General features: G+C 62.3%; 15 protein-coding genes and 1 rRNA gene. 9 read left to right on the forward strand and 7 right to left on the reverse strand.

The features are described 5' to 3' along the window. Positions 1-174: 174 nt before the first annotated feature. From rrf to DQG19_RS16175, 4 genes are all read left to right on the forward strand, one after another. A 5S ribosomal RNA gene (gene rrf, locus DQG19_RS16160) occupies positions 175-287 on the forward strand. 184 nt (positions 288-471) lie between these two features. Next, positions 472-1,974 (forward strand): S8 family peptidase, encoded by a 1,503-nt coding sequence (locus DQG19_RS16165; RefSeq protein ID WP_116127332.1) that lies wholly within the window; start codon positions 472-474, stop codon positions 1,972-1,974. A gap of 17 nt (positions 1,975-1,991) precedes the next feature. Further along, entirely contained in the window at positions 1,992-2,768 is a 777-nt protein-coding gene (locus DQG19_RS16170; protein ID WP_116127333.1) for an SDR family oxidoreductase, read from the forward strand. A gap of 4 nt (positions 2,769-2,772) precedes the next feature. Beyond that, positions 2,773-3,327, forward strand: a complete 555-nt coding sequence (locus DQG19_RS16175) for a hypothetical protein (protein WP_116127334.1) — start codon at positions 2,773-2,775, stop codon at positions 3,325-3,327. Here DQG19_RS16175 and DQG19_RS16180 read toward each other — a convergent pair. After that, positions 3,324-4,595 (reverse strand): cation:proton antiporter, encoded by a 1,272-nt coding sequence (locus DQG19_RS16180; RefSeq protein WP_116127335.1) that lies wholly within the window; start codon positions 4,593-4,595, stop codon positions 3,324-3,326. The two genes, DQG19_RS16175 and DQG19_RS16180, sit on opposite strands and share 4 nt — an antisense overlap. Positions 4,596-4,711: 116 nt before the next feature. Here DQG19_RS16180 and DQG19_RS16185 point away from each other — a divergent pair, with 116 nt between their 5' ends. Beyond that, positions 4,712-5,848, forward strand: a complete 1,137-nt coding sequence (locus DQG19_RS16185; RefSeq protein ID WP_116127336.1) for an aminotransferase class V-fold PLP-dependent enzyme — start codon at positions 4,712-4,714, stop codon at positions 5,846-5,848. On the opposite strand, the gene DQG19_RS16190 is transcribed toward DQG19_RS16185, so the two are convergent. From DQG19_RS16190 to DQG19_RS16200, 3 genes are all read right to left on the reverse strand, one after another. Further along, on the reverse strand, positions 5,845-8,265 hold the full coding sequence (locus tag DQG19_RS16190) for a TonB-dependent receptor (protein ID WP_116127337.1): 2,421 nt from the start codon (positions 8,263-8,265) through the stop codon (positions 5,845-5,847). The two genes, DQG19_RS16185 and DQG19_RS16190, sit on opposite strands and share 4 nt — an antisense overlap. 28 nt (positions 8,266-8,293) lie before the next feature. Next, entirely contained in the window at positions 8,294-9,391 is a 1,098-nt protein-coding gene (locus DQG19_RS16195; RefSeq protein WP_116127338.1) for a DUF4249 domain-containing protein, read from the reverse strand. A 119-nt stretch (positions 9,392-9,510) separates the two neighbouring features. Continuing rightward, entirely contained in the window at positions 9,511-10,104 is a 594-nt protein-coding gene (locus DQG19_RS16200) for a hypothetical protein (protein WP_116127339.1), read from the reverse strand. Between the two features lie 302 nt (positions 10,105-10,406). Here DQG19_RS16200 and DQG19_RS16205 point away from each other — a divergent pair, with 302 nt between their 5' ends. Both DQG19_RS16205 and DQG19_RS16210 read left to right on the forward strand, forming a co-directional pair. Then, positions 10,407-11,309, forward strand: a complete 903-nt coding sequence (locus DQG19_RS16205) for a helix-turn-helix domain-containing protein (RefSeq protein ID WP_116127340.1) — start codon at positions 10,407-10,409, stop codon at positions 11,307-11,309. A gap of 21 nt (positions 11,310-11,330) precedes the next feature. Continuing rightward, positions 11,331-12,647 (forward strand): DEAD/DEAH box helicase, encoded by a 1,317-nt coding sequence (locus tag DQG19_RS16210; protein WP_116127341.1) that lies wholly within the window; start codon positions 11,331-11,333, stop codon positions 12,645-12,647. Between the two features lie 32 nt (positions 12,648-12,679). Here the strand turns inward: DQG19_RS16210 and DQG19_RS16215 are convergent, their stop codons facing one another. Genes DQG19_RS16215 through fdhD form a run of 3 tightly spaced genes read right to left on the reverse strand, consistent with a single transcriptional unit; the run spans position 12,680 to position 16,518 of the window. Next, on the reverse strand, positions 12,680-14,956 hold the full coding sequence (locus DQG19_RS16215; RefSeq protein WP_116127342.1) for an FdhF/YdeP family oxidoreductase: 2,277 nt from the start codon (positions 14,954-14,956) through the stop codon (positions 12,680-12,682). 45 nt (positions 14,957-15,001) lie between these two features. Next, entirely contained in the window at positions 15,002-15,679 is a 678-nt protein-coding gene (locus tag DQG19_RS16220) for a hypothetical protein (RefSeq protein ID WP_116127343.1), read from the reverse strand. Continuing rightward, positions 15,676-16,518 carry a formate dehydrogenase accessory sulfurtransferase FdhD gene (gene fdhD, locus DQG19_RS16225; protein WP_116127344.1) on the reverse strand — a complete coding sequence of 281 codons (843 nt, stop codon included), beginning with the start codon at positions 16,516-16,518 and terminating at the stop codon, positions 15,676-15,678. Before fdhD ends, DQG19_RS16220 begins: the two co-directional genes overlap by 4 nt. A 35-nt stretch (positions 16,519-16,553) precedes the next feature. Here fdhD and DQG19_RS16230 point away from each other — a divergent pair, with 35 nt between their 5' ends. After that, positions 16,554-17,516 carry a plasmid pRiA4b ORF-3 family protein gene (locus DQG19_RS16230; RefSeq protein WP_116127345.1) on the forward strand — a complete coding sequence of 321 codons (963 nt, stop codon included), beginning with the start codon at positions 16,554-16,556 and terminating at the stop codon, positions 17,514-17,516. A gap of 50 nt (positions 17,517-17,566) precedes the next feature. Beyond that, complete coding sequence (locus DQG19_RS16235) at positions 17,567-20,662, forward strand: WD40/YVTN/BNR-like repeat-containing protein (protein ID WP_116127346.1); 3,096 nt, start codon at positions 17,567-17,569, stop codon at positions 20,660-20,662. Positions 20,663-20,691 lie beyond the last annotated feature (29 nt).

Consider the following 20,691-nt stretch of genomic DNA (forward strand, 5'->3'; position numbering starts at 1 on the left):
TATGAGTAGTGAAAAAGACGGCAGCACGCTTGTTGTGGAAATTAATTAGCATACGGTCTTTGGTTGATCCTGAAGTCCGGATCGGTCTGGTAAAAAGGCCTGAAGCTCTCTTATCGAACTTGTTGATTGTTATCAAAGAAACGTGTCCCCCCCGAGTGGGGGTTACACAAAGACTTTGGTGGCTACTGCGGGCAGGATCACCTCTTACCATTCCGAACAGAGAAGTTAAGCTGCCCAGCGCCGATGGTACTTGGGCTTGACCCCGGGAGAGTAGGTCGCCGCCAATTTTACTGAAAGCCTCATCGCCTACCCGGCGGTGGGGCTTTCTCCGTTTATGACAACCCCGTGCGGACGCGTGTGCCGCCCGCCGTGCAACTCCGGCACAATCCCCAACGTTGGATAGATGACCTACGTCGAATAATTGACCGTCCGACGCGGGTCGAACCTTATATTTAGGAAAATCTATCGACCATGTTATTGCTCACCGCCCTCGCGCTGTCCCTCTGGTTCTGGCGCCGTAATCTCAAGGACGCCTCCCTCTGGATGGTCCTCACGTATGCGGGCGTCGGACTCATCGCCTGGACCGATTTTTCCTCGGTCTCCATCGCGGCCAATGCCTTTCCCAAGATCCTGAAAGACTTCATCATGCTGGGCATGGTGGGCTTCGTACAGTCGATGGCGGTCAAGAAGCAGATCTCGGTGTGGAGCGCGGTCATCCTCATCTTCGCCATGTTTGCCGCGGTGCATTACCTGGAGGAATTAATTGAAGCCGACGAGCAGGTCGCTCCCCAGGAGCTGGCCGTGACCGAAGGCCCGGAGAGCTTCCTGGTGGAGTTACGGGAGGGGGCATCCGACGAGCAACTGCTCGAGTTTGCGGAGGATAACGGACTTACCATCGACCGTGCGTTCTTCCCCGAGGCTGCATCGGAGACCTTACTTGACAATTATTACGTCGTAACGGATGAGACCGGATCGCGGGGGATGGAAAACGGTTTGGCCGTCCTGTCTACCGTGAATTACCTCGAGCCAAATGAGACTATTCTCGTCGAGCCCTTTATCGTGGACGATGCCACGAATGTCCCCGCTAGTAATAAGTCGCTCAGCATCAACGATCCGTTCACCAGCGAGCAGTGGGTTATGGAAGTGCTGCATATGGATGCCTATTACCGCCTGTTGCACGACCTGCGTCCCGAGCGGACGGCCAAGGTGGTTATCCTTGATACGGGGGTGGACGGTAAGCATGAAGACCTTACCGACAACTACTTTTCCATCGAATCGAAGTACGACAACGACCCCCACGGCCACGGGACCCACTGTGCGGGCATTGCCGCCGGTGTGACCAATAACGGCGTAGGCATCGCCAGTCTGGCCGGTACGGGAGAGCAACCCTTCGTGGAAGTGAGTTCGGTGAAGGTCCTCAACGGAGGGGGCATGGGAACCCAGAAGACCATCATCGCGGGGATCATTGAAGCCGTGGACGAGGGAGCCGACGTCATTTCCCTCAGCCTGGGCGGGCGTAGCACCCAGAGTAGTCAGCGCGCCTACAGCGCCGCCGTAAAGTATGCGCAGCGTAATAATGCCATCGTGGTAGCCGCGGCGGGTAATTCCAACCGGGACGCCAAGGACTTCGCTCCTGCCAACGCCGAAGGCATCATCACCGTCGCAGCTATCGACCAGTTGCTGCTCCGTGCCCCGTTCAGCAACCGTACCGAAAACGTGCAGCGGGCCATCGCAGCACCGGGGGTAGGCATCTATAGTACCATCCCCGGGAACCAGTACAAGGCATACAGCGGGACCAGCATGGCATGTCCGTTCGTCGCGGGTCTGCTGGGCGTGATGAAGTCATTGCGTCCCGATCTCGACTACCAGCAAGCCTATGCCTTGCTGCACGCTACCGGTCGTGAATCCACCGAAACCCGAATCACCGGCCGCATCGTGCAGCCGGCTGCCGCAGTGGAAGCGCTCCTAAGATAATGTTATAACTTTATCGCATGGAACTTGGACTAGCAGGTAGTGCGTACGCCGTCGGCGGTGCGTCAAGCGGACTGGGTCGCGCTATTGCGGAACGCATCATTGCCGAAGGCGGGAAGGTTGTGGGATTGGCCCGCAGCCGGGATACGCTTCAGGAACTGGCGGACCAGTACGGCGAGCGGTTTATTTCCTTTCCCACCGATTTCACGGACCCCGCTGCCGTTTCCCGCGCCGGGGATGAGTTGGTGCGGCGAGGTGTTGCCGGCTGCGTATTCAACGCCGGCGGGCCACCGCTGGGGCAGGTGGACGAACTAACCATGGAAGACTGGGACTCCGCTTACTACAGCACCCTGCGGTGGAAAGTGCAGCTCATACAGGCCGTGCTTCCCATGATGCGGGAGCGAAAGAGCGGGAAGCTGCTGTTTTTGGAAAGTGTTTCCATCAAGCAACCCATCGACAATCTGGTTCTCAGTAATGCCTTCCGTGCCGGAGTGGCCGGATTCGTAAAGACACTGAGTCGGGAAGCGGGGCCGCAGGGGATCACCGTGAACATCATTGCCCCCGGCTACCACGATACCGAGCGGATCGGCAGTGTACTTCAGAAAGCGGCAGACCTCAAGCACGTCGACCGCCGACAGATTGAAGACGAATTCCTATCCGAGGTTCCTCTGCACGTCCTGGGCCAGCCGGAGGATTTCGCCGGGGTAGCCGCCTTCCTCCTTTCACCCTTTGCCCGGTACATCAACGGGCAAACCATCACCATCGACGGCGGCATGGTCCGCTATACAACCGGATAAATCCATGCGTCTCTTTTACCTCGGCGATCCGCCCCCGGGCTTCCTGTCCGATGATTGGGAAGACGTACCCGTGGCGTACGTGGAGCCCCACCTGTTTGAAGTCGATACGCTCTTTGTATTTGCCGGTAGCGCACTATCTGCCCGCGAGCGGGCGGCCTGCCAGTTGATCGAGCGGAGCGGCCGGCCGGTCATCCGTATCGGTGCGGTAGACGTCCCGCTGTATCGCCCCGCCATGAGCAACCTGCTTCTGCTGCGGGAGTACGTAATAGGAGACGCAAAGGTCTACGAGGACTGGATCCTGAGCCGTCCCCGCACGAATTATCGGCCGATAGCCTGCACCTTCTACGATCGGATGGAATCGGCCATCCTGTCTGGGGAACCGGTAGCCATTACCTACCGGCGGTACGACGGTGAAACCGTAGTCTCCGATGCCGTGTTGAAAAATACCAAGACCCACCGGTCGGAAGAGTTTTTGCGGATGGAAGACAATTGCTACCTCCGTTTGGACCGTATCGTAGCACTCGGCGGAGTGGCGGCCGCGGAAAGCTGCTCGTACTAGTCGTCCGCGGCGGGCCGGCCCATGCGGCGGTCAACCCAACTGAGGACCGGCATCACGCTGATCCCGTGTAGAAAGATGGACACCAGAATGGTAAAGTTCACGATGGCCCAGATACGATCTATCGTGGGGAAGTATTCACTGTTGTGCGCGTAGGCCAGGTAGTATAGGGAGCCGACGCCCCGGATGCCGAAGTAGCTGATCGCCAGCTTTTCCTCCCAGGGCAACTTGGAGGGAAGAAAGCTGATCATACCGGCCAGCGGGCGGATGACCAGCAGCAAGGCCAACCCGAGTAATGCCCCCGGTACCGTCAGGTCATTTAGACCGCCGGTGCCGATAATTCCGCCGAAGGCGATCAGGAAGATACCCAGGACCGCCTGTTCGACCTGGTCCGCCGCCTGGTAGCTCTCCTTTTCCGAGCTCTTGGTTTCTTCGTCGCTCTCGCGTTGCCGGCTCACTACCGCAGCTACGAATACCGCAAGGAAACCGTAGCCTTCCGCGATCTCGGTCAGCGAATAGGTCAGGAGTACGGCGGCCAGCACGAAGAATCCTTCCTCGATCTCGGTTTCCCGGATCTCCGCCATCTTCTTTTTAAATCTGAAGAAGATCCAGGAGAGGCCCTTGCCGATGGCCAGGCCCATCAGCGTGCCGACCGTAAGCCGGTAGCCCACGTCCCACCATAGCCAGGTAAACAGGGCATCGCCAACGGAGGTAGCGTCGACCAGCGCAATGGCTAGGTACACGAAGGGGAAGGCAAGCCCGTCGTTCAGGCCAGCCTCCAGGGTGAGCCCGAAGCGCACTTCGTCTTCGGGTTCGTCCTCGTTCGGGGGGCCTACCTGTACGTTCGCCGCAAGTACCGGATCGGTAGGGGAGAGGACGGCGCCGAGCAGGATAGCCGTCGCCGGCGCCAGCCCTGCCCACCACCAGCCCAGGAAGGCTACGAGGGCAATCGTGAGGGGCATGGCGATACCGAGCAGGTAGAAAGCGGCCCGCCAATTGACGAAGGAGGGGGTACGGTCGAGCTTCAGGCCCGTCGCGGCCAGGCTGATGATGACGATAAACTCTGTGATGTACTCCATCAGCCGCCGGTCCAGGCGGGCGTCGTCTGGGTTCATAAGGGGCAGGTCAATCGGCAGGTTAAAGACCGCGAAGCCGAACGCCACGTAGATGATGGGCAGGCTTACCATCTGGTTCCGGATCAGGCTGGGCAGTATGAAGGTCCCCAGCAGCGCGAGCCCGGTGAGCAGAAGGAATAGAATGTGTATCGTCAATGGGGATGCGGGGATTTAAGGTGCAACCCCGGGTAATGGTTTCCGGTTCATTAGCCGCCGTCCGGGCTACCTTGGGCGCAACTCCGCACCTGCGTTTCCCCGCCTATCCGTCGCCTATGAATCCCCTCACCGACCTGTTCGCCCTGCAGCCGAACGAAACCTACCTCAACGGGGCCAGCCGTTCCCCGCAGCTGCACGCCGCCGCCGACGCCGCCCGCGCCGCCCTGCGCTGGCGGGAAGAGAACAGTGGAATGCCCATCGACGCTTTCTTCGCGCCGGTAGCCCGCCTACGTGCCGCTTTCGCACAGCTGATCCACGCCGCGGAACCCGGTAGAGTAGCCCTCATTCCCGCCGCCAGCTACGGCATCGCTACCGTGGCCCGCAACCTCCCCCTGGCGCCGGGCCGCCACCTGCTGGTGGTCGAGGACCAGTTTCCGAGCAACTACTACGCCTGGCACCGCCGCTGCGCGGAGACGGGGGCGGAGTTGCGGACCGTGGCCCGCCCCACGGACGGGGAGTCCTGGTCCGACCGCGTCCTGGAAGCCATCACCCCCGATACGGCCGCGGTAGCTATTGCCCAGGTGCACTGGTCGGACGGCACGCTCTTCGACCTGGAAGCCGTGCGGCGGCGTACGGACGAAGTGGGCGCCTGGTTAGTAATTGACGGGACCCAGTCGGTGGGTGCCTACCCCTTTGACGTGCGCACCGTCCGCCCCGATGCTCTCGTGTGCGGAGGATACAAATGGCTGCTCGGCCCCTACGGCTGCGGCTATGCCTACTACGGGCCACGGATGGACGATGGCATCCCGCTGGAGGAGAACTGGATCAACCGCTCCGGCAGCGAGGACTTCAGCCGCCTGGCCCGCTACAGCCATACCTATCGCCCCCTTGCCGCACGCTATTCGGTAGGGGAGCACAGCAACTTTCTGGCGATCCCGATGCAGCAGGCCGGGCTCGATCTCTTGAATACGCACGGCCCGGATGCCTTACAATCCTATACCGGCGGTCTGTGGGATTCCGTGGCCGACGAATTGGCCGAGCTGGGCATACGCTTGCCCGCCGTACGGGCGCACCACTTGGTCGGGATACGTCTGCCCCGGGGGGCGGACATGGACGCTTTGCGGACGGAACTCGACCGCCGCGGCGTACAGGTCAGCTACCGAGGAGACCTGGTGCGGGTGTCGCCGAGCTGGTACAACGTACCGGAAGGCATGCTGCGCTTTGCGGACGCGATCAGGGCCGTAGTAGGCTAACGGAACTTGAAGCTGTAGGAGATGCTGAAGATCGGGGCACCGAAAATGATGAGGCGGTAGCTGGCCAGCGGGCTGGCCCCGAATACATCCGCGTTGCCGCCGCCGCTCCGGGGCTGATAATAGACATTGTAGGCGTTCTTCCGGCCGTAGAGGTTGTACACGGTGACCGTCCAGTCGCCAACCCAGCGGCGCTGGCTCATGGTGGCGTTGTGGATCGTCCAACTGAAGTCCAGGCGGTGGTACAGCGGCAGGCGGGCGTTGTTCCGCTCGAGAAAGATGGGAACGATCAGCTGGTCCAGCGTCAGGTAACCATTAGGGATACTGTACGGCCGGTTGCTTTGCACTACCAGGTTAAGGCTGAAGCGGTGCGTCCGCCCGTCGTCGTAGGTGAAGCTGCCGTTGACCGTATGGGGTTGGTCGAAGTAGCCGCGGTACCATTCCCCGCCGTTGATGCGGGTGCGGAGGGTAGGACCGGCTACGCGGTTGAAGGCCCGCGCGTAGGCGTAGTTGAGTTGACCGGTAAAGTTGCCGCCGGACTTCCGCAAGCCCACTTCGGCGCCGTAGGCCCGGCCCTCCCCCTGCAGCAGGTCGGTTTCTACCTGCTCGGCCAGGAAAAAATCCGCCCCCGGCTTGTATTCAAGCAGGTTGTTCACCCGCCGGAAATAGCCCTCCAGGCTCAGTTCGTAGCCCCCGTTCAACAGTTGGTACAGGCCCGCGCTGTATAGCTGGCTCACCTGCGGCAGTAAGTTGTTGTCCGATACCTTCCACCGGCTGCTCGGCAGGGGCGTGGTAGAATTGAAGATGTTCTGCAGGTACTGACGATTCAGGGCGTATGCTGCCTTGGTGCTTGTATTCGGCCCGAGTTGGAGGCTCAGTCCCAGGCGGGGCTCGATGCCCCCGTAGCCCTGCAGGACACCTCCGCTTTCGTACGTCGTGACGCTCTCGGCGCCGTCGGGAAGCCGTTCGCCCGCCGGATACTGTCGGACCTCTCCCGGGCCCAGCTGGAGGTAGCGACTGTAGCGCAATCCCGCGGAAAGGGTAAGGGCGTCGGTTGCCGACCATTCGTCTTCGACGAATACACTGACCTCAGCGGCCTGCTCGTCGGCCAGGTCCACGGCCACGACGTTGGGAGAGCCATCGGGGTCCAACCGACCCGGATCGAGGCGATACCGCGTGAGCTGCAATCCCCCGCTGAGGCGGTGGTCGCCGCCGGTGCGATGCGTCAGCAGGCTTTCCAGGCTTTGGTAGCGGATACGGGAGCGGTACTCGATTTCGGCGGGACCGGCCACCTGGGGAAACAGTACCCGTGGAGCGTGGTCGCTATCGACGACCCGAAAATTGATTTCCGTGCGCTCGTTCAGGAGTCGTAACCACTCCAGCGTGAGGTTGCGGGTCGTGTAGCGGTACTGGTTCGTCTCCGCGGTGATGCCGCGGAAGGAATTGATGAGATCCAGCTGGTACATGTCCGTGCTGTAAAATCCCGTCAGCGTGAAGATATTTTGCGGATCGGCGGTATAGCGCAGCTTTACAGTGGCGTCGCCGAAGCGGCTACGGGTATTCTTAAGCCGTTCGAAGGCACCGAAGACGAAGTCATTCAGGCCCGCCCGGCCGGCGGCCAGCAGCTTTAGGCGTTTGTCGGTCGTCAGCGGCGTCTCTACGCTCAGGCGGCTGGAAACGAGCCCGACACCGCCCTGCACGTGCAGGTTGTCGGCGGTGGGCGTGCGGGTCTTGATCTCCATGACGCTGGCCACCCGGCCCCCGAAGCGGGCCGGCACGTTGGCGCGGTACAGGTCCACGCTACCGACCGCGTCCGGCGTGAAGACCGAAAACAGGCCAAACAGGTGGGTGGGCGTGAAGATCGGGGCGCCGTCCTGCAGTACCAGGTTCTGGTCGATGGTGCCTCCGCGTACACTCAGTCCGTTGCTGGCCTCCCCGGCGGAGTTGACGCCACTTACGAGCTGAAGTCCGCGGAATACATCTACTTCCCCGAGGGCTACGGGGAGCTGTTCGATCTCGCTGATGTTGAGTTGTTCGACGCCCATTATCGGCCGCTGCAATCGCTCGCGGGCATTGCGGCTGCTGACGGTCACGGTTTCCAGGGACGTGGCCTCGGGGAAGAGCGCGATGTCGATGCGGAGCGGCCCCGAAAGCTCCAGGCGCCGGCGCAGGGGGGCGTAGCCTACCGAGGAAACGAGCAGGGTAGGACGGATGTCGGTCGTGCGGAAAGCGTACCGGCCATCCTCGTCGGTCATTCCTCCCTCGCTGGTATTGGCTACCTGCACGTTCACGTAGGGTAGCGGATCGCGGGTGAGGCTGTCCAGCACGTAAACCTCCACGGGAAAGGACTGCTGGCCGATCAAAAGTACCGGAGAGAAGAGCAGTAGTACCAGGCAGAAGCTGAAGGAAGGACGAAGCATAGGGGGGCGGGTACGCGGGTGCGGGGAGTTATTGTTGCCAGCCTTCCGGCTCGGTAGCGGTACGGTTGGGGCCCGCGCAGGGGGCACTGGGCGGACTCGGGCTTACCGGCTCGAAGACCGGCGGCGGCGGGCGGGAAAGCGGCTCGCCGTCGACGGCGTCGCGGTTCCAGTAGAGGCGTCGCGTAGCCAGGGAGCTGACGGCTACGTACCCCAGCACGGCGGGCGCCGCGTCGTCGGTTGCCCGCAGGTTGCCATAGAGGGGGGCCGGCAGGGGGGCGTTGAGCCCGGAGCTGCCCTCGGTCAGGTCCTGCAGCACCTCATAGTAGGCAAAGGCCGCGCGGGTGATCGCGTACTGCTCTACCTCCACCAGAAGCCCGCCGGAGCCGACATAATCTAGGCGGGCGACGGGTACGTCGCGAAAGATCCCGTCGGGATTGAGGGCGTCGGAGAGCAGCCTTACCGAGCGGCCGCGGGTGATCGCCCAGCAGGTACCGTCGCAGCTGTAGTCATAACGCGGCACGTTTCGGCTCGCCGGCGTTTGCACGCACGAGCCGTTACGGTATACGCTGTTGTAGCAGGTCGCGCATATGGCGAGCTGCGACCAGGAGCGGTGGGTATACCGGTAAAAGTTATCCTCGCCCGCAGGATCGGCCACGTCGGCCAGCAGCGTAAAGGCCGGCACGAACCGCTCCGCTTCGGAGCTGTAGTACGCTTCCTGCTCGAAGCGCATCCGCAGGGCGGGGAGGTCCACGGCCGTCGGCAGGCGTTCGTCCTCGGAAATAACGTGCTCTCCGGAAAGCAAACTCGCCTCGAGGTGGTAGGTCTGCCCGGCCTGGGCCACGAAATCCTCCGGCGGCACGTAGGTACCGGCTTCGGTTTCCCGCCACGGTACTTCCCGGCCGTCGCCGTCGATACTGCTGACCGCCGCTCCCGTTACCGGATCCAGCCGGTAGTTGCCAAATTCCCGGGTGCTGCGCCGCAACGCTACCCGGGAATAACCGGGCTGGTCGACGATATCGCCCTCAACGAGCAGGAAGCCCGTGGTGTAATCGTACTCCGGAACCACCGGTTCTACGCAGGACTGCAACAGGAACAACAGAAACGCGAAGGGGAGCAGCTTGATCATTGGCCGGGGTCGGGGGGTAGGGAAGGTACAAAATCCCCCTCCGATGGCTCCGGGCAAAAAAAAGCCCCTTCGCCAGAGGCGAAGGAGCGAAACTTAAAGTCGATCATGCAAAAAAAATCTTACTGCAGCCGCAGGGTCGTGTGGTAGGCGGGGGCATCGGAACGATTGACGGTCACGTAGTAGTCGCCCGCGGGCAGGTTTTGTAGGTTGTATGCCTTCTGGATGGTCGGCTGGTTGGCCACCTTGTCGCTGATGAGCTGGGTGCCGGTCTTGTCGGAGATGCGGATGTTGACGTTCTTTCCATCGGTGTTGAGGTAATTGATCGTCAGCATGCTTTCCTTCAGGTCGACGCGGGGGTAGAAGGTGCGGCTTGCCAGGGCGGGGTCGGCGATGATCCCGGCGCGGTCCACCAGCAGGGGCTGTACGGTTTCGCCGATCTCGTCCTTAAGTACTACGTTGTACTTGCCGGTCGGCAGGGCCGAAAGCTGAAAGCGCAGGTTGAGGTACTCACCCGAATCCAGCCGGGCGGTGTGCAGCACGCGGCCCAGATCATCGACGATCTGCAGGGTGGACGCTGCGGGTACGCTGGTAGTGGTACGCAGGGTCACGGAGTGATTCATCGGGTCCGCCTGGACCAGCAGATCTGCGGGATCAATGGAAGCAAAGGCGGAGAATGAAAAAACAGACAGAAGGGTGAAGAGGAAAAATTTCATGGGTCGTAAATTTGGGGTTGAAAAATGTTGTGGGTATGGTGGGCCCTTTGGTTAGGTTGCCACCCATGATCAACTCCTGATACTACAAAGGTGCGCCTATGAACCTTTCCTTCCGGTGCATATATTGTCGACCCTGACGCACATTTTGACCATCCACCGGCGGGCTCGCAAAATGCGCGCATTGCCGGGTAAACGATGCACAGTCAACGAGATAACTAATGCCTGCTCCCAAACGTTTTCGCACTAAATCGGCCATGCATTACGGTCCGGCCGGTGCGTTATCATTCCACCAATCCAACCCTATGGAGACCATCTCCCAACCCGTACGCGAACGGGTGACGCCGGCTCCGGGAACCTCGTTTCTCGTCAAGCACTACGCCGAACCCAAAGTCCGCGTCAATAAACTACCCAAGTGGCATTACCACCCGGAGCTGGAGTTGGTCTACGTGCGGGGCGGGCACGGGCGGCGCCACGTCGGTAGCCACATCAGCCACTACCAGCAGGGCGACCTTATTCTGATCGGTTCCAACCTGCCCCACCTCGGCTTCACCGATCGCATGACCAAGAATGAAAAGGAAACCGTTGTGCAATTCGCCCCGGACTTCCCCAATCCGGAGTTTCTCGGCCTGCCCGAGATGCACAAGGTGCGCGAGCTCATCACCCGCTGCCGCAACGGCATCAGCTTTCACGGCGCCACCCGGACCGTTCAGGGCAGTCGCCTCGAACGCCTCATCACCCTGCCGCCCCTCGGCCGGCTGCTGCTGCTCGTCGATATTCTGAACGAGCTGGCCCTCAGCACCGAGTACGAGAGCCTCAACGCCGAAGGCTTCCACCTGGAAGTAGAGACCCACGGCTTCGAGCGCTTCAACCGTATCCAGGAACATATCGGAGAAAACTTCGATCGGGACATCACCCTCGACGAGATCGCCGGCGTGGCCTCCATGACCGTTCCGGCCTTCTGCCGCTACTTCAAAAAGACTACTGGCAAGACCTTCGTCACCTACCTGAACGATTTCCGGATCGTCTACGCCTGCAAGCTGTTGGCCGACGATCACTCGACGGTTCAGAACGTGGCCTTCGACAGCGGCTTCAACTCCGTCAGCCAGTTCAACCGGGCCTTTAAGAAGCATACCGGCATGACCGCCACGGAATACCGCAGCAACTACCGGATCAACGTGAGCGGCCAGTTCCCCGGCTACGAGTAGTGGCGGGCGTATCTTGCCGGCATGACCTTTGAAGACCTGAACCTGAGCAAGGTCCAGCTCCGGGCCCTCGACGACCTCGGACTGCAACATCCCACGCCCATCCAGGAACGTGCCTTTCCCGTAGTGATGTCCGGCCGCGACGTCGTCGGCATCGCCCAGACCGGCACCGGCAAGACGCTGGCCTACCTGCTGCCGCTACTGCGTAAGTGGACCTTCCAGAAGCACCCCTATCCCCAGAACCTAATCATCGTACCCACCCGGGAGCTGGTAGCCCAGGTAGTGGAGGAGATTGAAAAGCTCTCCGCTTACCAAAGTGTAGTGGTGGTCGGGGTCTTCGGCGGCGTCAACCTGAAGGCGAACGCGGCGGCCGTCGAGCAGGGATGCGATTTCGTGGTCGGTACGCCGGGCCGCCTGTACGACCTGATCGTCACCGGCAGCCTGAAGTTCCGCGCCCTGCAGCACCTGGTCATCGACGAGGTCGATGAGCTCCTCGAACTGGGGTTTCTCCCTCAGCTCACCAAGATCCTGGAGCTGCTGCCGGAAAAGCGGCAAAACCTGCTCTTTTCCGCCACCATGATCCCCGAGGTGGCCACCATTATCGCTGACACTTTCGACTTCCCCGTTACCGTGGAGGCCGCCCCCACCGGCACCCCACTGGAGAACATCGAACAGTACGTGTACCACGTGCCCAACTTCAATACGAAGGCTAACCTGCTGCTGCACCTGCTGCGGGATACCGATCGCTACCACCGGGTCCTGGTGTTCGCTCCCAACAAGAAACTGGCCGACGTGCTGTTCGACCGGCTCGATCCCGAATTCCCGGAAGAGATCGGCATCATTCACGGCAACAAGAGCCAGAACTACCGCTTCAACAGCCTCGGAAAATTCGAATCCGGCGAGCACCGCATCCTTATCGCCACGGACCTCGTAAGCCGGGGACTCGACCTCAGCGGCGTTTCCCACGTGATCAACATCGATACCCCGGACCAGCCCGAAAACTACATGCACCGCATCGGCCGTACCGGCCGGGCCGACCGCCACGGGGTATCGCTCACCTTCATGACCGAGGCGGAGGAGAAGCAACTAGAGGCGATCGAGGCCCTTATGGACCAGCGCGTAGACGTACTACCGGTGCCGGAGTCGGTGGAAGTCAGTACCGAGCTGATCCCCGAGGAGATGCCGCAGTCGTCCCAGCCGATTCCGGAAGTGCGCCTCGACGTCAGCGACAAGGGGGCCTTCCACGAGAAAAAGGAAACCAACAAGAAGCGGCCCATGACCCGGCAGGAACTGCAGGAATACCGGCGGCGGAAAAAGGCCAGGGGGCGGAAGAAGCGGTGAAATTTTACATTTAAAATTTAAAATGTAAAATTTTAAATTACTTCAAACCTCACCCGCACCGACTTGCTGATCGGGCAGTTACTGCCCCTGGCCGTCACGCCGCTGGGCACCAGGACGTTAGCCTCGGGAAAGTACATGGCTACACAACCGCGCGGGATGGAGTAGGGGACCAGCTGGAACTTCCGCGCCCGCCGCTTCTCGTCGCCGTATTCGCTCGTTACGTCCACTACGGTTCCGGATACCGCGCCGAGGGCGGCGATATCGTCGGCGTGCATCATGACTACCCGGCGTTCGTTGTGGATGCCGCGGTAGCGATCGTGGAGGCCGTAGATCGTAGTGTTGTATTGGTCGTGGCTCCGTACGGTGGTCATCAGAAATTCCCCCTCCGCCAGTTGGTTCGGCGTCAGTTCGGTGCTTGAGAACTGAGCCTTGCCCGTAGAGGTTTCGAAGCGGCGGTTGCGGGGGCCGTTGGGCAGGTAGAAACCGGCCGGTTGCCGCACCTTTTCGTTGTAGCGCTCGAAGCCGGGGATGCAGGCCGCGATGGCGTCGCGGACGGTGTCGTAGTCCTTGCGGTACTCGACCCAGGGAACATTGGATTCCGGCAGCGTCAGCCGCGCCAGTTCGCATACGATGGCCACCTCGCTCATCAGGTTCATGTCTTCGGCTTCCAGTATGCCCTTGCTCATCTGCACCACGCCCATGCTGTTTTCGCAGCTTACGAATTGCTCGCCACCGGCCTGGAGATCGATCTCCGTCCGTCCGTGACAGGGTAGGATCAGGGCCTCCCGGCCATGCACCAGGTGGCTGCGGTTCAGCTTGGTGGAGACGTGTACGGTCAGGTCGCACTTGCGCAGGCCCCGGGCCGTACGCTCGGTATCCGGGGTGGCGCTGACGAAGTTGCCGCCCATGGCGAAGAAGACCTTCACCTTGCCGGCCTCCATGGCCTCCATCGTTTTCACCACGTCGTAGCCGTCCTCGGTCGGCGGCTCGAAGTTGTAGTAGTTGCGGAGCGCCTCGGCCAGCTCGGGCTTGAGCTTGTCCCAGACGCCCACGGTACGGTCGCCCTGTACGTTGCTGTGGCCCCGTACCGGGCAAATGCCGGCCCCGTCCTTGCCGATGCTGCCCTTGACCAGCAGCAGGTTGACCACCTCCTTGATCGTGTCCACGCTGTTCTCGTGCTGGGTCAGGCCCATCGCGTAGCAGATAATGATGCGTTCCGAGCCGTGGATGAGGCCGGCGGTTTCCTCGATCTCGTCGCGCGTCAGGCCGGTGTTGGCGATGCAGGCATCGAGGTCGGTATTCTCCAGCATTTCGGCCAGTTCATCGTAGCCGGAGGTGTGGTCGCGGATAAATTCCTGGTCGAAGTAGGTACCCGGCGACCGCTTCTCGCGGTCGTACAGGATTTTCAGCCAGGCGCGGATGAGCGACTGGTCCTCGTTGACCTTAACCTGCAGGAACAGGTCGGAGAGGGTAGTGCCGCGGGTGGCAATCTTCAGCGGCCGCTGGGGGTTCACGAAGCGCATCAGTCCGGTTTCGGGCAGCGGGTTGACGCTGATCATGCGGCCGCCGTTCTCCTTCATCTTCTCCAGGGCGGTGAGCATGCGGGGGTGGTTGGTCCCCGGGTTCTGGCCCATACAGATGATGAGGTCGGCGTTGTGGATGTCCTCCAGGGTCACGCTGCCCTTTCCCAGTCCGAGTACTTCCGCCAGCGCCTTGCTGGTGCTCTCGTGGCACATGTTAGAGCAGTCGGGCAGGTTGTTGGTGCCGTATTGCCGGGCGAAAAGCTGGTAGACGAAGGCCGCCTCGTTGCTGGTACGCCCTGAGGTGTAAAAAACCGCTTCGTCCGGGTCGATGGACCGCAGGTTGCCGGCGAGCTGGTCGAAGGCCTCCGCCCAGGTGATGGGCGTATAATGGGTGGCGCCGGGGCGCAGGTGCAGGGGCTGCGCGATGCGGCCGCTCTTGCCCAGTTCGTAGTCGGTCCACTGCCCCAGTTCGTCGACGGCGTGGGCCGCGAAAAAGTCGGCACCGATGCGGCGCTTGGTAGCTTCCTCGGCGATGGCTTTGACGCCGTTCTCGCAGTACTCTGCCATGGGAGTACGGGATCCGTCCGGGTCCGGCCAGGCGCAGCCGGGGCAGTCGAAGCCGCCCTTCTGGTTCAGCTTGGCGAGGGTTTCCAGGCCCTCCCCCACGTGCATGTACTCACTGACGTGCTTGAGGGAGTAGCGCAGGGCGGGGATGCCGGCGGCGATGTGGGTGGGCTCCTTGAGTTCGAGGCCGGTAAGCCGCTCGGGGGTGAGTTCGTTGGACATGATCGTGGGTTGGGCAAGAGTGAAACGCAAATTTGTACAAAAGGGTCAGAACCGAAAGCCCAGAGAGGTCCGTACCGCGACCAGATAGGGTCGGTACCGTACTTCGGTGGGTGCCGTAACTCCAGGGGGAAGTAGCTGACCAAGTAGCCGGTTGGTGTGAAAGAAGGATTGGACGGACGCGCCAACGGATAGCGTGGGCCGCAAGGCCCAGCGGCCCGCGGTAACGCCAAGGTCGGTACCCGCGAAGGCGGCGCCCCGCTCGGTGTACAGGGCGGTGGTGCGGCGGAAGGCGTCCCGGCGGTGGTAAACCTGGTGCCCGCCGCGCACCGTCAAGCTCAACGGCCATGCCCGCTCACGCAGCCACTCCTTACGGAGACTCACGAACAGGGGCAGCAGCTTACGCTGGTACGTGCCACCGTCGCCGAGGTTTGAGCGTTCGCGGGGGTCGACGTTGATTCCCGCCCCAAGGCCGAGAAATAAGCCCGGAAATACCGCGTATTCCGCCCGTACCTCCACGCCCAGGGTTGGCCCGTGGTACCGCAGTCGGCGGGGGTGGTACAACGTGACGCCCGGAAGGTCGGCAACCTGGGTTTGGGAGCTAGCGGCCTCGCCGGCGCTGAAGTACAGCGGCAGGTCGACGGAAAAGGCAAAGCGGCTCTGCTGGGAGAGTAGCGGCGGGGACAGTAGCGCCAGCAGCAGTAGGGTACTCGGGCAATGTTTCAAGCGTCCGGAGTTTGGCCTACTGCCGCAGTGATACGGTGGGGATGGCTATAGCAATTCAGCCCTCCCGGCCGGACGAAACCGCACAGGGTGATGCCCTGGTCCTCCGCCAGCTCGGCGGCCAGGGTGGAGGGGGCACCCACGCTCAGCACCGTGGTGATGCCGGCCATGGCGGCCTTCTGCAGCAGTTCGAAGCTGGCGCGGCCGCTCAGGACCAGCAGCCGGCCGTACAGGGGCAGGGCATCGGTTCGGTAGGCGTGACCGAGTACCTTATCCAGGGCGTTGTGGCGGCCGACGTCCTCGGCGTAGTGGAGCAGGGTGCCGTCGTCCGCAAAGAGGCCCGCGGCGTGGATGCCGCCGGTACGGTCGAAGAGTTGCTGGGCGGCGCGCAGGCGATCGGGCAGGCTGCAGAGCAAGTTGACGGGGTAGGCGCGCGGAGTAGGGTCTTCCGGGAAGGGAAGGGCCTGGTGGATGAGGTCCAGGGACGTCTTGCCGCACACCCCGCAGCTGCTGGAGGTGTAGCTGTTGCGGTCCAGGCCCCGCAGCTCGAGGGGCAGGGCCGGTGGCCACGGCAGTTCCAGGACATTCCCCTGGACCTGCGCCCCCGCCCCGGTGGTAGCCTCCGGCGGTAAAAGCCCCTCCGAAAAGAGGAAGCCCAGGGCCAGGTCGAGGTCGTTGCCGGGGGTCCGCATGGTGACGGCCGCTACGCGGCGGCGTCCCCTCACCAGCAGGGCGATCTCCAGGGGCTCCTCCTCGGCCAGCACGTCCCGGGCACCGGTAGCGGCGGTGGCAGTGAAACGGGTGATGGACCGTTCCTTTGTTCCGGTGGGTAAGGGACGCATTTTGCGCGGTGTATCTTTGCGGGAAGTTACTAACTATGTCAACCGACAATCTACAACAAGCCCTGGCAAACGCCGCCGCGGCCGTGCGTTCCGTTCACCCCGAACTCGGGGCAAGCGATCTTGAATTCGCCTACGAAAGGTTCCGCCGCCACTTCGCAGAACGGGAGGACGATCCCCCCGTCTCGGATCGCCCCGCGATGGACGAGTTGTTGCTCGCGCTCTGGGACGTGATCGTGGACCGCGAAACGGAGCACGTTGACGACGTACCCGGTGACCTCGAGGACTACTATGTACTGGCCTTTACGGCCCTCCTCGGCGAGGAACCGACCCTCGTCCGCGACGACGAGCCGATCGCTTTCACGGAGGAGTTGAACGATTCTGACGCTACGCCCGCCGAAGTAGCCCCGACGCCCGGGGAGGACGGCCTCCCCGCCAGCAATATCGAGGGAGAAATGTCGGAGCCCGACGGCGGCATCTACCGCTTGTATATCCTGCTTGACGGGAGCCAGCCGGAAATCTGGCGCCGTATCTTAGTGCCCCACCACGTCCGGCAGGGCCAGCTGCACCACTACATCCAGGCGGTGATGGGCTGGCGCGGGTCGGAGAATTACCAGTTCTTTCCCCCCGCAACCAGCGTGCCGAAGGGAACCGGAGAACCTACGCTGCAGGACCTGTTTCCCACGGTTGGTGAGCACTGTGGTTACGAATTCGACACCTGGTACCACGATCTCAAACTGGAGGCCATCGAACCCGCGCGGGGCAACCGGCGCTACCCGGTCTGCACCGCCGGCGAACGGGCCTGCCCTCCGCAGGATGAGGTCAGCGGGATGAAGGAATACAACGAAATGCTGGAAGCGCTGAACGATTCGTCACACCCGGACCACCGGGAGATCGCCGGCTGGATCACCCAGGATTTTAACCCCGGCGCCTTTAACATCGACCAGGCCAACGTACGGCTGGGAAAGGTCGGCGACGTAGGTTTTCAGGCGGTGAAGTAGGCTACGAAGGGGGGATTGGTTATCTTAAGCGCTTAAACCAACCCTGATTTATGCGACTACTCACTACCCTTATTCTGGTCCTGTGCGGACTGGCCGGTACGGCCCAGGATCTTGACGAGAAGTATTATTCCTCCCTTCAGTTCCGCGAGATCGGACCTTACCGCGGCGGCCGATCGGCTACCGTGACGGGCGTGGCCAACCAGCCCAATCTCTACTACTTCGGTGCTACCGGGGGTGGCGTATGGCAGACGAAGGACGGGGGACAAACCTGGACCAATATCTCCGACGGCTACTTTGGCGGCAGTATCGGCGCCGTGGCGGTAGCCGAAAGCAACCCCAACGTTATTTACGTCGGTGGCGGCGAGGAAACCGTACGCGGCAACGTGAGCTACGGCTCCGGCATGTGGAAGTCCATCGACGCCGGTAAGACCTGGGAGCAGATCGGCCTGCCGGAGAGCCGGCACGTCGGTCGTATCCGCATCCACCCCCGTGACCCGAACGTGGTTTACGTGGCCGTGATGGGCGACCTGTACAAGGACACCGAGGAGCGCGGCGTGTACCGCACCACCGACGGCGGAGAAAGCTGGGAGCGCGTGCTCTTCGCCAACGCCGGCGCGGGTGCCGTTGACCTCAGTATGGACCCCGCCAACCCCCGCGTTTTGTTCGCCAGCACCTGGCGGATCCGCCGTACCCCCTACAGCCTGGAAAGCGGCGGCGAGGGCAGCGGCCTCTGGAAAACCACCGACGGGGGCGACAACTGGACCGAGATCACCGGTAACAAAGGCCTGCCCAAGGGCACCTGGGGCATCAACGGGGTGGCCGTGAGCCCCGTCGACGGCAGCCGGGTATACGCGCTGATCGAGAACGAAAAAGCGGGTGGCGTATACGTCAGCAACGATGCCGGCGAAACCTGGCAGCCCCGCAGCGACGACCGCGCCCTGCGGCAGCGCGCCTGGTACTATACCCGCATCTACGCCGACCCGCAGGACATCGACGGCGTGTACGTAATGAACGTGAGTTACCACCACAGTACCGACGGCGGCCGCACCTTCGAGTCGAACAACGCCCCCCACGGCGACCACCACGACCTCTGGATCGCTCCGGAAAACAACGAGCGGATGATCATCGCCGACGACGGCGGCGCCCAGGTGTCCTTCGACCAGGGCGAGAACTGGAGCACCTACCACAACCAGCCCACCGCCCAGTTCTACCGCGTCGTCACCGATAACGCCTTCCCGTACCGCATCTACGGGGCGCAGCAGGATAACTCCACCATCCGCATTGCCCACCGCACGGACGGCGGCAGCATCGGCGAGTCCGACTGGGAAGCCACCGCCGGCGGCGAATCGGCCCACATCGCCGTGGACCCGGAGAATCCCGACATCGTATACGGCGGCAGCTACGGCGGCTTCCTCACCCGCTACGACCACGAAAACAACCAGGTGCGGGCCATCAACGTGTGGCCGGACAACCCGATGGGCTACGGCGCCGAGGGCATGAAGTACCGCTTCCAGTGGAACTTCCCGATCCTGTTCAGCCCCAATGACCCCGACGTGCTCTACACCACCAGCCAGCACGTACACCGCAGCACCGACGAGGGCGAAACCTGGGAGGTGATCAGCCCCGACCTCACCCGCAGCGAGGCCGAGAAACTGAAGAGCAGTGGCGGACCCATCACCCAGGATAACACCGGCGTGGAGTACTACGCCACCATCTTCGCCGCCGCCGAGAGCCCCCGCGAGCCCGGGGTGATCTGGACCGGCAGCGACGACGGCCTTGTTTACGTGACCCGCGACAACGGGGACAACTGGACCGATGTCACCCCCGCCGCAGCGCCCAAATACATCATGTGGAACAGCGTCGATATCGACCGCCGGCAGGACGGTGGCGTCTACCTGGCCGGTACCGCCTACAAGAGCGGCGACTACACCCCCTACCTCTTCCACAGCGCCAACTACGGAAAGACCTGGCGGCGCATTGACGCCGGCATTCCCCGCGGCGACTTCACGCGCGTCGTGCGGCAGTACCCCAACAACCCGGACGTACTGTTCGCCGGTACCGAGAGTGCCCTGTACATGAGCCTCGACGACGGCAACAGCTGGCGCAAATTCCAGCAGAACCTGCCCATCGTACCCGTCACGGACATCACCTTCAAGGACGACGACCTTATCGTCGCCACCCAGGGGCGCAGCTTCTGGATGATCGACGACGTCAGCCCCCTGCAGCAGCTCGACGAGGTGGCCGCTAATGCGGACTTCCACCTCTACAAGCCCGCCGACGCCTGGCGCATGGGCGGCGGCGGCCGCAAGAGCCGTACCGCCGGTACCAACCACCCCGGGGGCGTCAACTTCCAGCTTTACCTGAGCGAGGAAGCCGCCAAGGACAGCCTGGAAAAGACGCTGACGATCCTGCAGGACGGCGACACCATCCGCAGTTGGAGCACCGCGGCCACCGACAAGGCCGATCAGCTAGAGCTGAAGGCCGGCGGCCAGACCATCAACTGGGACATGAACTACCCCGAAGGCACCGAAGTCAAGGGCATGATTCTCTGGTGGGCCGGCACCGGTGGCCCCATGGCCCTACCCGGCGACTACGAAGTGGCCTTCACCTACGGCGAGCGCGAGCAGAAGCGTTCCTTCACCGTTAAGCCCGACCCCCGGGTACAGGCTTCCGAGGAAGACCGGCAGGCGCAGTTCACCTTCATGAAGGAGGTCCAGGACAAGACCAGCGAGGCCCACCAGGTCATCATCGACCTGCGGAAGGTGCGCGGGCAGATCCAGGACTTCCAGGACCGCATCGACGACGAGGAGGTGATCTCCTACGGAAAAGGCATCATCGACAGCCTTACGGCGATCGAGGAGACCCTGTACCAAACGAAGAACCGCAGCGGACAGGACCCCCTCAATTACCCGATCCGGCTGACCAACAAGCTGGCCCACCTGAACAGCCTCACCGGTGTTGGAACGTACCGGCCCACCGCCGCGGCCTACGCCGTGAAGGATGAGCTCAGTGCCGCCATCGACGCCGAGCTCGACAAGTACCGCGCCATCGTCCAGGAGCGCATCCCCGCCTACAACCGCATGATCCTCGAGCACGAGGTGAAGGTGATCGCGGCGCCGACTTCCAATAAGGTCTCCCGGAAATAGCCCGAACCGCACGGTTTCCTGTTAGCTGA

This window comes from Lewinella sp. IMCC34183, from assembly GCF_003390915.1.
Lineage (GTDB): Bacteria > Bacteroidota > Bacteroidia > Chitinophagales > Saprospiraceae > Neolewinella.

Bases quoted from the DNA above. Each gene is read 5' to 3' on its own strand.
- DQG19_RS16165 (WP_116127332.1), top strand. From the start codon at position 472: ATGTTATTGCTCACCGCCCTCGCGCTGTCCCTCTGGTTCTGGCGCCGT.
- DQG19_RS16170 (WP_116127333.1), top strand. From the start codon at position 1,992: ATGGAACTTGGACTAGCAGGTAGTGCGTACGCCGTCGGCGGTGCGTCA.
- DQG19_RS16175 (WP_116127334.1), top strand. From the start codon at position 2,773: ATGCGTCTCTTTTACCTCGGCGATCCGCCCCCGGGCTTCCTGTCCGAT.
- DQG19_RS16185 (WP_116127336.1), top strand. From the start codon at position 4,712: ATGAATCCCCTCACCGACCTGTTCGCCCTGCAGCCGAACGAAACCTAC.
- DQG19_RS16190 (WP_116127337.1), bottom strand. From the start codon at position 8,265: ATGCTTCGTCCTTCCTTCAGCTTCTGCCTGGTACTACTGCTCTTCTCT.
- DQG19_RS16195 (WP_116127338.1), bottom strand. From the start codon at position 9,391: ATGATCAAGCTGCTCCCCTTCGCGTTTCTGTTGTTCCTGTTGCAGTCC.
- DQG19_RS16200 (WP_116127339.1), bottom strand. From the start codon at position 10,104: ATGAAATTTTTCCTCTTCACCCTTCTGTCTGTTTTTTCATTCTCCGCC.
- DQG19_RS16205 (WP_116127340.1), top strand. From the start codon at position 10,407: ATGGAGACCATCTCCCAACCCGTACGCGAACGGGTGACGCCGGCTCCG.
- DQG19_RS16210 (WP_116127341.1), top strand. From the start codon at position 11,331: ATGACCTTTGAAGACCTGAACCTGAGCAAGGTCCAGCTCCGGGCCCTC.
- DQG19_RS16215 (WP_116127342.1), bottom strand. From the start codon at position 14,956: ATGTCCAACGAACTCACCCCCGAGCGGCTTACCGGCCTCGAACTCAAG.
- fdhD (WP_116127344.1), bottom strand. From the start codon at position 16,518: ATGCGTCCCTTACCCACCGGAACAAAGGAACGGTCCATCACCCGTTTC.
- DQG19_RS16230 (WP_116127345.1), top strand. From the start codon at position 16,554: ATGTCAACCGACAATCTACAACAAGCCCTGGCAAACGCCGCCGCGGCC.
- DQG19_RS16235 (WP_116127346.1), top strand. From the start codon at position 17,567: ATGCGACTACTCACTACCCTTATTCTGGTCCTGTGCGGACTGGCCGGT.